Consider the following 14639-nt stretch of genomic DNA (forward strand, 5'->3'; position numbering starts at 1 on the left):
ATAATCGCTAAGAGGTCGTATTGACTAAAATGACATTTAGCAATGCTTTCAGGTCAAGACATACATAGAGTAACTCAAGTATTATTTAACTGAAACGCAGGGATCGATTAATTTACTAAGTATCAGAGTTTGAACTGAACTTCATCTACATCATAGATCCTTCAAAAAATTATTCTATCGAGAGATCATATTCATGACTGACCAATATCAAGCTTTTGCAAAATCTCCAATTGGTAAATTTGTCATCAAAAATTTAGGTTTACCATCTCCAATTCACTTAGATCGCTTTGAATCAGCAACGCCTGTTGTTCAAGGCGCTGTTTTATTCGGTTCTGCGTCTAAAAGTCTTTTTAATGGTGAAATTGCGCAAGTTCTGAGTAATATTCATGCCAACAGCTATGCGGGAAACAATGCTGAGTTACAACAAGCTGCAGCTAAAGTAGGGTTGAACTTAGGTGCGTTTAATGAAGGCGATAAAGAGTCCAAATTCAAAGCAGTTGTGTTTGATGCTTCGGGTATTCAGGACTCTGAACAGTTAATTGAATTGTATAAATTCTTTAATCCAATTGCTCGCCAAATTCAAACTTCAGGTCGTGTAGTCGTCGTTGGCTTGACACCAGAATCAGCACCTACAGTGAAACAAGCGATTGCTCAACGTGCATTAGAAGGATTCGTGAAATCTGTAGGTAAAGAATTTAAGAAAGGTATTGCTGCACAATTGGTTTATGTAGATCAAGATGCTGCTTTAAATCTTGAATCTACACTTCGTTTTGTACTTTCTCCGCGCTCAGCGTATGTATCAGGTCAAGTCATTCGTGTTTCAAAAGCAAATGTTGTTGATGTTGATTGGACTAAACCACTTGCGGGCAAAACTGCAGTGGTCACAGGTGCAAGTCGTGGTATTGGTGAAGCGATTGCGCATGTTTTGTCGCGTGATGGTGCTCATGTCATTTGCTTAGATGTACCACAACAACAAGCAGATCTTGATCGTGTTGCGAGTGAAATTGGTGGATCGACTTTAGCGATTGATATCACTGCACCAGATGCTGGAGAAAAAATCAAAGCTGCAGCGGCTGCTCAAGGCGGGCTAGATGTGATTGTCCATAATGCCGGTATTACACGTGATAAAACGCTTGCTAATATGAAGCCAGAGCTTTGGGATCTTGTGATTAACATTAACTTATCTGCGATTGAGCGTGTGAATGACTATTTGTTGTCTAATGAAGGCATCAATGAAAATGGTCGCATCGTTTGCGTATCTTCGATTTCAGGTATTGCGGGTAACCTCGGTCAAACGAACTACGCAGCTTCTAAAGCTGGTGTGATTGGTTTAGTGAAATTTACAGCACCAATTTTGAAAAATGGTGTAACGATTAATGCTGTTGCTCCTGGATTTATTGAAACTCAAATGACAGCAGCGATTCCATTCGCAATTCGTGAAGCGGGTCGCCGTATGAATTCGATGAGTCAAGGTGGTCAACCAGTTGATGTGGCTGAAACAATCGCATTATTTGCTTCATCTGCTTCAACGGGGCTGAATGGAAACATTGTACGTGTGTGCGGTCAAAGTTTATTAGGTGCTTAAGCTTTAGTGGTCATAGATTGTTAAATGAAAGAGAGTAATGTTCAGGCATTGCTCTCTTTATTGCTCGTATGATTTGTTATGATCGTTTTGTTGAGCTGCAAACTTTAAATTTTTTATAAAGATAAATGGGAATTTTTAACATGAAAACACGTCACTTTAGTCAATTGCCAAAAGCTTATTTAGCTTATCCTAAAGTCATTAAAGGTTTAATTTTTAAAAAACCGAAAGGCGAAAAGACACTGCCACAAGTGGATTACATCGTTGATGAATATCGTGTTGATCATGACCATTTAAAATCTTATAACGAAATTTGTGGTTATAAGAATAATGGATATGTACCATCGACTTACTTGGCAGTCATTTCTCAAAGTTTGCAGATGCAAATGATGACACAAGAACCTTTCCCATTTGCTTTGCTGGGTTTAGTTCATATTCGTAATCAAGTTAAGCAGTATCGCAAAATTGGAGTGAATGAAACCATCACGCTATCATGCAAATTTGGTGAGTTAAAACCACATGACAAAGGTTTGCAATTTGACTTCATTACCACTGCGAAAGTAGGTAATGATGTGGTGATGGAGGGTTTAACAACCTATCTTTCTCGTGAAAAAACAAATACTTCATCCTCTTCAAAGGCGAAAGAAGATCAGTTGCCTGAATTTAAATCACAGGGTAATTGGAAAGTCGCTGAAAACACGGGTCGTCGCTATGCGCTCGTTTCAGGTGATTTTAACCTCATTCATATTCATGCAGTTACAGCGAAAGCATTTGGTTTTAAACAAGCGATTGCGCATGGCATGTGGAGTAAGGCTAAAGCATTAGCAAGTATTAGTTTACCGGATGCTTATGATGCTGATGTTTATTTTAAGTTGCCTATGTTTTTACCATCTGAGGTTGAATTTTTAACGGGTGAGCGAGATCAAGCGACATATTTGTTAGTTCGTAATGCAAAATCACAAAAACCTCATGTTTCTGGTGTTGTGAAACCACTTTAATAGATGCTCTAGGCCTAACATGTTTGTTAGGCTTTTTTATAACTATAAATCAAGGATAGAAGATGAAAATTCTAAAAGATTTAATTTACGCTGACACACATAATTATAAGGGTATCGTTCACCATCAGTTTGCAGATTTGGCACATTTATTTAGTCGTTTACAAGACTCTCGTACTGAACAAGGTGGTGCATCATTGGCTGTATATTATGGTCAAGAAAAAGTGGTTGATATTTATGTTGGAAAAAAGTCTTCGAGTGAAGAGTGGTCAGAAGACACGATGGCGATGTGCTATTCCACCGGAAAAGGGATCTTAGCGACTTTGTCGCATATTCTAGTGAGTGAAGGGAAATTAGATTATCGTCAACCCATAGCTGATTATTGGCCAGAATTTGCTGAACATGGAAAATCTGAGATTACTTTGGCTGACGTATTGAGTCACCGTAGTGGTTTATATGATGTTAGAAATGTCATTGCTCAAGCATCTGAAATGGCAGACTGGGATCACATGCTCAATGTGATGGCTAGCGCGACACCACGTTTTAAACCCAATTCAAATTATGCATATCAAGCACTTACGTATGGCTGGTTATTAGGAGGGCTGATTGAAAAAGCGACTCAGCAAAATCTTTCTGAGCTGATGAATCAATATTTAGTAGAACCACTGCAATTAGATGGTGCCTATTTTGGTGTCCCTCAGGATCAACTTTCAAGAATAGCCAAACCTCTAGAAAAAACAAATATTGAAAAAAAGTCATCAACTACTCAAGTTGCACAACAAAAGAAGAAAAAACAGAAAGTTTCATTTTCGGATCGTATCATTCAATATTCTGGTCAAAATCCTGATGATTTTATAGATGCAATGATTCCAAAGGGAATGAAGGGGTTTAGCTTTTTTGATGATCGTGTTCTGACTCAACCCATTCCTGCTGCTAATGGTGTCTTTACAGCCAGAAGTTTAGCGAAAATCTATGCCATGATGGCGCACTATGGTCAGTTCGAATCAAGACAATTTATCAAGCCACTTGTATTCAAACAACTTTCGCAAATTCAAAGCTATGATCGAGACAAGGTGATGCCAATACCTATGCATTGGCGTTTGGGTTATCACAGAGTTATCACGCTGGGTAAAAGTGCAAAAAATGGATTTGGTCATATGGGCTACAACGGATCAGGGGCTTGGTGTGATCCTGAAAGAAAATTAAGCTTTGCCTATACCCATAATTATCCTGTTGGGTCAATTACAGGGGATTATCGTTTGTGGAGTTTATCGCAAGAGGCATTAAGATGTGTGGATCACATTAATAATGGTAAAAAGGGATGGTTTTAACATTTACAAAGGAGAATTTGTATTTATAATGTATACTAACTTTAACTAAAATAAACAAATAGTGACATGATGAATAAAAAAATTACCTTTTTACTAATGGGTTGTTTGATGAGTGGTGTTGTGGCAAGTACAGTACTTACACCAAACCAAAATCAGCAAAGCGGGCAGATTCCGAGCGGTTATGCTGAATTAGAATTCGAATTGCGTGATGGAAATTGGACGAAACAAATCTATCTGCCAAACAATCCAAAAAATAATGACAAGATTAGAATTTCCTCATCGGCGGGATATGCGGCATATCTAGATACTTCCAATATTGATATTCCCCTTGAATCAATTCAAATCAATAAAGGAAACACATTCGACTTTATTTATAGTGAATCTTTAAAAAAATGGCGAATCAACAGTACACCCAGTGTCATTTTAGATAATTCAAGTGTACAAAATATTATATCTAATCAACAAACAATACAGCGAGTTCATCTAAAAGATGGCGCTTGGGCAAAGAAAATAGTATTGCCGAGCGATGTTGCTAACAATACGGTAATGTTGATTGAATCTGATGCAGGCAGGGATTCATCAATTGATACAACAAATCTTCTTTTTTCGAGTAATTTTAATTTAAAAAAAGGAGATCGCTATTGGTTTGTATTTAATCAAAATCTAAAAAAATGGGTGCCTGAATATATCAAGCCGAGACAACTAAATGTTAGTTCAGTGGGTACTCAGTTAAATAAAACAGATAGCCCTTTAACTGAAATTATTTTTGGTGATGGAAACTGGGTGTCACAATTCACATTACCAAGTTCAGCATATGACCGTGATCGTGTGATCGTGAAGTCGACTGCAACATGGCAAGCTACTATTGCAAATCAGAATATCAATACCTCAGCAACTTTAAAACTAAATAGAGGTGAACGATATGAATTTATGTTTGTAAAAGAATTAGCGAAGTGGATTTTAGTTTCTGCACCAGAACGTGTGATACAAGCGAAAGATTTAAATAATCAAAAAGTTCCTGATCCTAAACAACCAGTGACACGTGTTAAGTTGGCAAATGGAAATTGGCAATCAGTAATTAATTTACCTGATCGCGCTCAAATCAATGACAAGATAATCATAAGTTCTGGAGCGGCGTGGAGCAGCACAATTCAGGCATCCAATAATTTACGACAAACGATTCAAACTGGTGAAACGCAACGTTTTGTCTATACATCTCAAGGATGGCAAGCTGATAGTTCAACGATTGACATGCTTTTGGTGAGTAGTCCTGCTGTTACAGAGAAATTAGGTGCAAATGCAGCGAAAATTAGATTGATTGAAGGCTTTGACCTAACCAATGTGTCTGCAGAGAATTCAAATGCCAAGTTTTATCTACGCAACGTTGGTTATCTGCAATATAAAACACCAGGTTCTAAAACATTAAACAATGTCCTTGATATTGGTCGTGTGGACAAAGTTATTCAGAATGAGCGTAATCGCTTAAAAGCTGATGCTATATATTATGAAGGTGATGAAGAGGGCTGTGGTTTAGCGTACTTACTTGTAAACCCTAACTCCAATTATATGATCGGTAGTGGAAGTATTAACTGTGGAATCACGGTTTTACGACATGAATTCGGTCATAATATGGGGGTTAATCATCATGATACCGCTGGGCCAGCACGTGGTTTGGAGCATCCTTTGGGTAGTACGATTATGGGAGGTAATAGTATCTCTTATTTCTCAAGCCCAGATTTATTCCATCCAAAGTATGGATACCAATTAGGGGGTACGAATGATCGTGATGCTGTCACTATGATTAATAAAAATGCTAAAGCAGTGTCGCTATTCAAATAATATATGAAAGTAATTTATATTTTATTGGGTGTAGCAGTTTTTGTGACTGCTACATTTACGTTATATCTAAAACCCGAAAAAGACAAACCATCTGCAAGCTTACAGCAGCATCAAGTTGAAAATGAACTGGGTCAAAATGTTTATGCTCATGACGAACGCCTTAAAAATAAGAATGAGTCATCGAGTTCTCATTTGATGCCTGAGCTTATGCCTGTACTAGAACAAAATGTTGAACGGCATATGATTCTTCCAGAAAGTTTTCAGCATCGGGCTGACACGGGTTATTTATTTAAGTTTAGCCCTGATCAAGTGGCGAGCATGAAAGAGGGCAGTAAATTTCCCTTGAAACTTTTGCAATTTGGTATCAATCGTGTGGCCGAAATTACTGAGATTGAACAAGTTGAGGATGGAATTGTGAGATATAAGGGGCAATTTGAGGATTATCCTGCTGATCTAAACTATTTTACGATTACTCAAAGTATTGAAGATCAATATGCAATTATTAAAGTTTATACAGATAAAGGGTCATATTTTGCTGAAGTAATTAAAGGGATTGGACTCGCTTACCCTGATCAAGTTTTACATGATGATGGGGTTCACGTGCACCAACATACGCATTGATTCATATGCAGACTTGAGATATGGTAATTTTCACAAAATTGTTAAAATTGATTTGTGATTATGCGCCGTAGTACTGTCATCCCATTCGTTTTGATATCGTCGATTCATATGGCTTCTTGCGATCAGTCCACGCAATCAAATCAACTCTTGAAACAGAATGATTCAATAAAAAATCAAGTAACACCTCAATATATTGGTTTATATCAAGGTACTACGCCATGTATGGGGTGTTTTTCGCGTTGTGATGATTGTCCTGGTATGGCTGTTGATTTACAACTTAACGCAGACCAAACGTATGTGTTGTCACGATTAAGTCTAAGCGGTCATAACCAAGCAGAAGAAATCAAAGGTCAGTTCAAATTCATTAATACTGAGAAGTCTTTGATTCAATTAAACGGTGTTCCAACCAGAAATATCATTCTTGTCGATTTGGTCAACAAAATGCTAGAAATTCGTATCGATGGGACTGGTGAGGAATACGAAAATTTTGATGATTTTAGTTTGAATTTAACAGGTTAAATTTTCCCAAGAAAAAAGAGTTGGGTTTAAATTGTTTTTTGAATGTATGAATGATCTGTAACGCATTCACTCTTGCCAAAAAAAACAGTATGCTTAGTCCTGTAATTAGGGAGCATTCATGTATCAGGTTCTTGCGCGTAAATATCGTCCACGTAATTTTTTAGAATTGGTTGGTCAAAACCATGTGTCGCGTGCATTAACCAGTGCTTTAGAGCGTGGTCGACTGCATCATGCTTATCTTTTTACGGGGACGCGTGGCGTTGGTAAAACAACGATTGCAAGGATTCTTGCTAAATGTCTGAACTGTGAAACAGGTGTAACATCTACACCGTGTGAAGTATGCCCAACGTGTACCGCAGTCAATGAAGGTCGATTTATAGACTTAATTGAAATTGACGCAGCCTCCCGAACCAAAGTTGAGGATACACGAGAATTATTGGATAACGTACCTTATGCACCAACGCAAGGTCGTTTTAAAGTGTATCTCATTGATGAAGTACACATGCTGTCCACACATTCTTTCAATGCTTTACTCAAGACACTTGAAGAACCGCCTGAACATGTCAAATTTTTATTTGCGACGACAGATCCTCAAAAACTTCCAATTACGGTTATTTCACGTTGTTTGCAATTTACTTTACGCCCATTGGCGGTTGATGAAATCACTTCACATCTCACACAAATTTTAACTAAAGAATCAATTAATGCGGAAGCTGATGCGATTTGGCAGATCGCTGAGTCAGCACAAGGTTCTTTACGTGATGCACTGTCGCTAACAGATCAAGCAATTGCATATGGGCAAGGTGCGATTCACCACCAAGATGTGAAAGAAATGCTGGGTTTGATTGATCGCACGATTATTTTCGACCTTATTTTGGCGATACATCAAAATCAACGTGCTAAAGTCAGTGCTTTATTACTCCAATTCCGTCAACAAGCACTTGATGTTTCTTTGGTGTTGGATCAACTCATTTCAACTTTACATGAGTTGGCTTTACTCCAATACTTACCAGACTTGAGTTTAAAATATAGTGCTGAGATTAATCAGAAAATTATGCAGCTTTCGAGCATGATTTCTGCTCAAGATCTACAATTGTATTATCAAATTGCATGTAAAGGTCGTGCTGAATTACAAATTGCAGTGACTCAAGAGCAAGGCTTTGAAATGTGTGTGCTCAGGTTGTTGGCATTCCGCCCGATGGCGAATAATGAGCAGCTGACCACTCAAGCACCTCCAGAACAATCAAATGTCTTAAAAGAAGCTGAAAATTTCAATCAGATTTCGACAGAGAATTCAGAATCTATATCGGCTGATCATCAAGAGGCAGGATCGAAAATCAGTTCGCCTGAGAATAATACGAGTTCGATTCAGCGTAGTCGTGATGTAAATGATGAGGAAAATACGGATCTAATCTTATTTCAGCAGATGATGGCATCAGATGATGAGGCTGTTCCTACGGAGTCAGTTCATCCTGAAAAATCTGAATCTGAAAGCTTGCATTCAACAGAATTAAATCATGCGGATGATGTCGGTCAGTCTGTATCTGTTGAAGTGAAACAAGAGAATTTAACCAACTCTGTGGTAGGCAGTGGGGAGATTGAGCTGACTTCATTTGGAGCAAGCTTTAATTCAGAGCCTGTTGAATCTTCTATTGTTGATCAAGACAATATTTTCTTTTTAGAGCCTAAGCCAAGTGAACATTCTGCTGAAAGCGCTGAATTGTCAGTTCAAGAAGAAGGATCATCGAATGGCACTCATTGCCCAAGTCTAGATCTACTTGATGAGAATAAAAATATTGTCGCAGATGCTGGCTTAAAAGGTTTAATGCCTCAAGATATTTTAAGGCTTGAGCCTGTCGAATTGGTAGGTGAATGGGATACTCAAAAGTGGGAATATTGGTTCAGAAATAGTCCATTAACACCTGCGGTACAAGAATTAGCACAACAAGGTCTTATGCAAGGTCAAATTGATGGAACATGTGAATTCTATATCCCTGCAAAATACGAAGCTTTATTGCACTCACTCATTCCGAGTTTAGAAGCAGCACTCAAGCAATCATTTTCAAAATCTCAATTAATCGTAAAATACAACGAACCAAACGGTGAGACGCCTTTCGATCTGCAGGAAAAGCGTAAGCAAAAGGCATATCGACGTGCTGAAGAATTGATTCATCAAGAACCCGTCGTGGAAGACTTGTTAAAAATTTTCGGCGGTGAGCTACATAATATTCAGCTTAAGTCTTAAGTTGATTTCGTCATAAACGTAGTTAAGGCTTCGCGTATTGAGTTTGGTAATTCAATACTTTTACGAGAGTCACGGTCGACAAATACATGCACAAAATAACCTTGAGCAGCAGGCTCTGATTGATTTTTCTTAAATATTGAAATGCTATACGTCACTGAAGATCGTCCAATCTTTTCGATAGCGACAGCAACATCAATCACTTCGGGGTAGGATAGTTCAGAAAAATATGTACATTTTGATTCAACAACGAGTCCAATGATAGGCGAAGTTTTAAAGTCAAATAGTGCGTGTTGAATAAGTAGCGCATTTGCGGCGGTGTCAAAGTAGCTGTAATAAGTGACGTTATTGACATGCCCATACACGTCATTATCAGCCCAACGGGTTTGGATGGGAAAAAAGAATTGATAGTCTGCTCTAGTTTTTTTTGAAATAGTTGTCATATTTTATTCAGAAAGTTGATTAAAGATTTCGAGTCATTTAATGATAAATTGCTTGGTAGATGCTTAAAGCATCAGCATAGCTTAGAGCTCTAGGATTGTTTTGTAAGAGGCGCGTTTGTTGCATCGCATCATTAGCTAACATCTCTAAATCTGATTCTTGTACACCTAGCTCATTGAGTTTTAAGCTCAACCCACTCTGGCTAACATGCCTTTCCATATGATCAATAAATAAATCACATAAGCCATCAGTATTGCCTTTGCTATATGGGTCAATCCATTGCATCAGTTCAGCATAGTATTTCTTCGCTTGAGGTGCATTGAATTTCAGTGTTTCAACAAGCACGATTGCATTGGTATGACCATGCGATAAGTGATAATGCCCGCCCAAAGGATAGGCAAGCGCATGAATAGCTCCAACAGGAGCATTTGCAAATGCTTGTCCAGCCAACATAGAGCCTAAGAGCATTTTTTGGCGCGCTTCTAGGTTTTGGGGTTGCTCTAGAACAAGTTTTAAATTTTGATTCAATAAATCCAATGCTTGTTTAGCGAGCAAATCAGAATAGAAATTTTTCTTTAGTTTTGAGGTGTAGGCTTCAATTGCATGCACCATTGCATCAATTCCTGTTGCTGCAGTGATGTGAGCCGGAAGACCTTGAGTAAAAGTTGCATCTAAAATGGCAGTATCCGCATACAGAACGGGTGAAACAATTCCTGTTTTTGTTGTTTTGCCTGTAGTGACAATAGAGATTGGTGTAACTTCAGAACCCGTACCTGCAGTTGTAGGCACTAAGATAAGTGGTAATCGTGGCGATTGAGCTTGATTGACGCCATATAACTCAGAAATCGTTTGGGTTTGATTGGGGTGTGCAAGTACGGCAATAATTTTTGCCACGTCTAAGGAGCTACCACCGCCAAAACCAATGACTGCATCAATGTGTAAACGTTTTGCTTCATCTACTGCATTTAAGATGACTTCCTCAGGAGGGTCTGCAACGACATCGGAAAAAATACTGAACTCAGTCCCAGTAGCGTTGAAAATGTGAAGAATAGGTTGGTGGAGGTGATGATCAATCATTCCTTGATCTGTGACGAGAAGAACTTTATTAAATCGATGTTGTTTTAAAATTGAGCCAAGCTGTTGAATACTCCCTAAACCAGAAATAATATTCCCGACAGTTTGAAATTGAAATTGGCTCATCACACATCCTTTTTGCGCTTTAAATAAGATTATTGTTTTACAGTTCTATAGGATTCACTCCTTAAATAACTTAACATATGCACTGCGAAAGTATATGTATTTTTGAGGCGAAGATGACGACGAAAATGCCATACAAAATTTTATGTGTATGTTTAGGAAATATTTGTCGTTCCCCAACAGCAGAAGTGGTAATGAAACACTTTGCTGATTTAGAAAAATTAAATATTGAAGTTGATTCAGCTGGAACCAGTAACTACCACCCAAACAAAGCGCCTGATCATCGAAGTCAAAAGCACGCATTGAAACGAGGGTATGATTTATCTTCATTACGTGCGAGACAGATTCGTATTGAAGACTTTAAGGAATTTGATTTAATCTTGGCGATGGATCATGAAAATCTAGTCAATATTCAGAAACTGCAAGTTGAAGCAGCGCAGATATTTCAAAACCATGAATTGCGAGCAAAAATAGAGCTCATGAGTGCCAAGGATCATTCATATTTAAATCAACCCGTACCAGATCCTTACTATGGTGGAGATGATGGCTTTGAGTTGGTCTTAGATCAATGTGAGTCGAACAGTAAAGCATGGATTAGTTACTTAAAACCAATGTTGCAGCAGTCAAACGTTGAGTAAGATAAAAATATGATTGATATTCAAACTAATATACAACTCCAGTCTTTCAATACGTTGAATTTAAATGCTGTTGCATCTCATTATTGTATTGTTCGATCTCTTCAAGATTTGCGAGAAGCAATTCAATTTGCTGAGCAAGCTCAATTAAACATGATGATACTTTCTGGGGGGAGTAATATGCTGCTTCCCGAGTATCTAGATGCTTTGGTTGTTCAATTACATTTAGATGATCTTGTCCTGCTTGCTGAAGATGATACCTATGTAACAATTCGAGTAGGTGCTGGACGTCACTGGCATGAGTTCGTGCTATGGACAACAGAGCAAGGTTTTTATGGATTGCAAAATCTCGCATTGATTCCAGGGTGGGTGGGTGCTGCACCTGTTCAGAACATCGGTGCCTATGGCGTTGAAGTCGGTGAATTTATTGAATTTGTAGAGGCTTTTGATCGTACTAAAAATGAAATCGTACAAATCCAAGCGAGTGATTGTCATTTTTCATATCGACACAGTATTTTTAAAGATCACCCTGAGCGGTTTGTTATTACTGCGGTCATCTTTAAATTACTTAAACACCCACAACTCAAAATGCATTATGGAGATTTAAATGCTGCGATGGGCGATGACATTACGCCATATAATTTACAGCAACAAGTGATCAAAATTCGTCAAAGTAAACTCCCAGATCCTGCAGAATATCCAAATGCAGGGAGCTTTTTTAAAAATCCGATTTTAATTAAAACGAAATTTGAGGAAGTTTTACAGCTTCATCCCACGATTCCACACTATCCTCAAGCGGATGGTTCCGTAAAAGTTGCAGCTGGTTGGTTGATTGACCAATCAGGCTGGAAAGGAAAAAAATTAGGAAAAGTGGGAATGTTTGATCGACAGGCTTTAGTTTTAGTCAATTACGCCGATGCATCTCTCACAGATGTGCAGGCAACCTATCGCTCTGTGCAGCAAGATGTGTTAAATAAGTTTGGTATTTTATTAGAACCTGAGCCTGTTTTGTTCGATCAAAAAGGTTCTATTCAATCTCATTTAGTATAAAAAGGACAGTATGTCTAGAAAACATTGGATGGTGACAACGGTGCGTATGATGGCGATCATATTCGCACTTTTGGGCTGTCTCATGGTTTTCTGGTATACACCATTTTATTCAGCACTTGTTGTGAAATCACTTCACGCATTTGTCCCTATCAAAGTTGACGAAATTGCTGCCAAGAGCCAGCAAATGGCAGCATTAACTGATAAGGAGGATTTGGAGCCTGGTTCAAGATTGTGGATTGCAAGACAAGCTTATCTCAAACTTATTGAAGAACAATTGAATGATCAAGGGGCTGAACAGCTTGCTGAAATTCAAACTCGCTATGTTTTATTAAAACAAAAAATTAAAGATGAATTGCTTATAGATGTAAATACAAAGAATGAAACTAAAGAGGATGTTGTCTTCGCAATTGATCAGCCTGATTCAGCCAGTGATGTTGCCATAAGCCAAACTGATTCAACAAACTCATCCATCAATGAAGAAAAAAATCAGCGCTTGGCTTTAATGGAAAAATATGAATTTTTCCTTAGAAATCATCCCTTAGAAGAAGACGATGTTCAAACATTAGATCCGCAAATCTACAAAGATATCGCGTTGATTCAAAATGAAAATAAAACTTTATCAAATCAACAGGATAAACCTTATGCGATAGTAGTGTTGGGTGGAGGGTTGACGCTAGGGGATAATAAAATTGATATCGTAGTTAATGATTATACACGCTCTAGACTAGAAAAAACACTTGAGATTGAGAAGCAAACGGATTTACCTATTGTGTTGAGTGGTGTTGAAGCACCGTACATGCAAGCTTGGCTAGCATCGCGTGGCGTAGAAGCGAATCTATTAGAGCAACGCAGCATGAATACCTGTGAGAATACACGCTTTAGTTCATTATTATTACAAAAAAAAGGAGGAGCGCCGACAGTGATTCTGATTACCGATCGTTATCATATGACACGTACGCGACGTCTTTTTGCTTTGAACGGTATCAAGACAATTCCTGTTGAAGCGCCTATGCCTACAATGCTGACAACATGGCGTCCTAGCCAATTAAATTACGATCACAGTCGTCGTGCAAATTATGAATTACTTGCCACGATCAGAGATGTAATGTTTGGCTCTAGCAGTTGTCGGGAGGTGCCATAATGTCTGATATTCCATTTCTGAATCCAAATGTGTTGAAACAACTCGATTTACCTATTCCGAATCGAGAACAAACACCACTAAGGTTGGAACCTTTAAACTTAAATCGACCTTATTCTCCTTCGAAAGAGATTCAAGCTTATCGTCATCTTTACGCACTTGATCGTCTTGAAGCGAATTATTGGCAGGGTTATATCAAAATGCCTTTGTTCAAACTTCATGTGCAGGTGTATCAACCTCGCATAGAGCAGGTGAAAGGTACTGTATTCTTATTGCATGGCTATTTGGAACACAGTGGGATTTACCAACCAATTATTGGTGAATTGCTGGATCAAGGGTTTAGTGTTTTAACTTATGACTTGCCTGGACATGGGTTAAGTGATGGCAATGCTGCCAGCATTCAGAACTTTGATCATTATCAGCAAGTACTCCATGCGGTTCACCAATATGTAAAACAAGCTGATCAATTGCCTAAACCATGGCTAGGTATCGGACAGAGTACTGGTGGTGCAATTTGGATGCATCATTTGTTGGAGTTTGCTGAACAACGTAAAAATCCAATTGTAGAACGCGTATTACTCTTGTCGCCATTAGTCAGACCTGCAAAAACAGCATGGTGGCATAATCCAGTAGGCTTGGGCATCATTCGCCGTATTAAACGTGAAGTTCCGAGACATTTTAAACGCAATAATCACAATCCTGAATTTTTAAGATTTGTACGTCTAAAAGATCCACTACAACCGCGTATGATGGGGATGGATTGGATATTAGCAATGTCAAAGTGGATGTTGGAAATGGAAAATCGACCTGCATGCCGAATTCCAGTTTGGCTCGCTCAAGGTGCTCAAGATCAAACCGTAGACTGGCGTTATAATATCGAATTTATACGCAGAAAGTTTCGCCTTCAGACCTTGCTCATGTTAGAGGAGGGATCTCATCAGTTGATCAATGAGCGTGCGGATATACGGGCAGCATTAACGGGTTTAATCCCAGCATTCTTACATGCGCAAAGTCATAAAGGATACTTTTAAAATAAAGGTGCTGATTTC

Annotated in this window: 13 protein-coding genes; 11 read left to right on the forward strand and 2 right to left on the reverse strand. The window is 38.4% G+C overall.

What is annotated here, in order from left to right; all coding sequences use genetic code 11:
• The first annotated feature begins 193 nt into the window (after nt 1-193).
• From AC1M86_RS12320 to dnaX, 7 genes are all read left to right on the forward strand, one after another.
• Entirely contained in the window at nt 194-1585 is a 1392-nt protein-coding gene (locus tag AC1M86_RS12320) for a 3-oxoacyl-ACP reductase (protein WP_035266061.1), read from the forward strand.
• Between the two features lie 140 nt (nt 1586-1725).
• A complete protein-coding gene (locus tag AC1M86_RS12325; protein ID WP_481597806.1) occupies nt 1726-2580 on the forward strand; it encodes a MaoC family dehydratase in 855 nt (284 codons plus the stop codon).
• A gap of 68 nt (nt 2581-2648) precedes the next feature.
• Nucleotides 2649-3908, forward strand: a complete 1260-nt coding sequence (locus AC1M86_RS12330; protein ID WP_481608082.1) for a serine hydrolase domain-containing protein — start codon at nt 2649-2651, stop codon at nt 3906-3908.
• Between the two features lie 108 nt (nt 3909-4016).
• Nucleotides 4017-5747 carry a metalloendopeptidase CpaA gene (gene cpaA / locus AC1M86_RS12335; protein WP_481608070.1) on the forward strand — a complete coding sequence of 577 codons (1731 nt, stop codon included), beginning with the start codon at nt 4017-4019 and terminating at the stop codon, nt 5745-5747.
• Between the two features lie 3 nt (nt 5748-5750).
• Nucleotides 5751-6368 (forward strand): metalloprotease secretion chaperone CpaB, encoded by a 618-nt coding sequence (gene cpaB / locus AC1M86_RS12340; protein ID WP_092767795.1) that lies wholly within the window; start codon nt 5751-5753, stop codon nt 6366-6368.
• Nucleotides 6369-6428: 60 nt separating this feature from the next.
• Entirely contained in the window at nt 6429-6887 is a 459-nt protein-coding gene (locus tag AC1M86_RS12345; RefSeq protein WP_092767797.1) for a copper resistance protein NlpE N-terminal domain-containing protein, read from the forward strand.
• A gap of 118 nt (nt 6888-7005) precedes the next feature.
• Nucleotides 7006-9132, forward strand: a complete 2127-nt coding sequence (dnaX, locus tag AC1M86_RS12350) for a DNA polymerase III subunit gamma/tau (RefSeq protein WP_481593689.1) — start codon at nt 7006-7008, stop codon at nt 9130-9132.
• Here the strand turns inward: dnaX and AC1M86_RS12355 are convergent.
• Both AC1M86_RS12355 and AC1M86_RS12360 read right to left on the reverse strand, forming a co-directional pair.
• Nucleotides 9129-9572 carry an acyl-CoA thioesterase gene (locus AC1M86_RS12355; protein WP_092767801.1) on the reverse strand — a complete coding sequence of 148 codons (444 nt, stop codon included), beginning with the start codon at nt 9570-9572 and terminating at the stop codon, nt 9129-9131. The genes dnaX and AC1M86_RS12355 overlap by 4 nt on opposite strands.
• A gap of 37 nt (nt 9573-9609) precedes the next feature.
• Nucleotides 9610-10770, reverse strand: a complete 1161-nt coding sequence (locus AC1M86_RS12360) for an iron-containing alcohol dehydrogenase (protein WP_481590722.1) — start codon at nt 10768-10770, stop codon at nt 9610-9612.
• 113 nt (nt 10771-10883) lie between these two features.
• On the opposite strand from AC1M86_RS12360, the gene AC1M86_RS12365 reads away from it, so the two are divergent.
• Genes AC1M86_RS12365 through AC1M86_RS12380 form a run of 4 tightly spaced genes read left to right on the forward strand, consistent with a single transcriptional unit; the run spans nt 10884 to nt 14621 of the window.
• Nucleotides 10884-11405, forward strand: a complete 522-nt coding sequence (locus AC1M86_RS12365) for a low molecular weight protein-tyrosine-phosphatase (RefSeq protein ID WP_481590721.1) — start codon at nt 10884-10886, stop codon at nt 11403-11405.
• 12 nt (nt 11406-11417) lie between these two features.
• Nucleotides 11418-12452, forward strand: coding sequence for a UDP-N-acetylmuramate dehydrogenase (gene murB, locus AC1M86_RS12370; protein WP_481590758.1), 1035 nt, complete (start codon nt 11418-11420; stop codon nt 12450-12452).
• A gap of 10 nt (nt 12453-12462) precedes the next feature.
• Nucleotides 12463-13593: a YdcF family protein gene (locus tag AC1M86_RS12375; RefSeq protein ID WP_481608071.1), complete on the forward strand. Its 1131-nt coding sequence runs from the start codon at nt 12463-12465 to the stop codon at nt 13591-13593.
• Nucleotides 13593-14621: an alpha/beta hydrolase gene (locus tag AC1M86_RS12380; RefSeq protein ID WP_035266046.1), complete on the forward strand. Its 1029-nt coding sequence runs from the start codon at nt 13593-13595 to the stop codon at nt 14619-14621. The genes AC1M86_RS12375 and AC1M86_RS12380 overlap by 1 nt, the downstream gene beginning before the upstream one ends.
• The last annotated feature ends 18 nt before the right edge of the window (nt 14622-14639 follow it).

It is taken from the genome of Acinetobacter sp. ANC_7654 (assembly GCF_056779855.1).

Coding starts and splice junctions, on each gene's coding strand:
- cpaA (WP_481608070.1), top strand. CDS start 4,017: ATGAGTGGTGTTGTGGCAAGTACAGTACTTACACCAAACCAAAATCAG.
- AC1M86_RS12365 (WP_481590721.1), top strand. CDS start 10,884: ATGACGACGAAAATGCCATACAAAATTTTATGTGTATGTTTAGGAAAT.
- AC1M86_RS12345 (WP_092767797.1), top strand. CDS start 6,429: ATGCGCCGTAGTACTGTCATCCCATTCGTTTTGATATCGTCGATTCAT.
- AC1M86_RS12360 (WP_481590722.1), bottom strand. CDS start 10,770: ATGAGCCAATTTCAATTTCAAACTGTCGGGAATATTATTTCTGGTTTA.
- dnaX (WP_481593689.1), top strand. CDS start 7,006: ATGTATCAGGTTCTTGCGCGTAAATATCGTCCACGTAATTTTTTAGAA.
- AC1M86_RS12355 (WP_092767801.1), bottom strand. CDS start 9,572: ATGACAACTATTTCAAAAAAAACTAGAGCAGACTATCAATTCTTTTTT.
- cpaB (WP_092767795.1), top strand. CDS start 5,751: ATGAAAGTAATTTATATTTTATTGGGTGTAGCAGTTTTTGTGACTGCT.
- AC1M86_RS12380 (WP_035266046.1), top strand. CDS start 13,593: ATGTCTGATATTCCATTTCTGAATCCAAATGTGTTGAAACAACTCGAT.
- AC1M86_RS12325 (WP_481597806.1), top strand. CDS start 1,726: ATGAAAACACGTCACTTTAGTCAATTGCCAAAAGCTTATTTAGCTTAT.
- AC1M86_RS12375 (WP_481608071.1), top strand. CDS start 12,463: ATGTCTAGAAAACATTGGATGGTGACAACGGTGCGTATGATGGCGATC.
- AC1M86_RS12320 (WP_035266061.1), top strand. CDS start 194: ATGACTGACCAATATCAAGCTTTTGCAAAATCTCCAATTGGTAAATTT.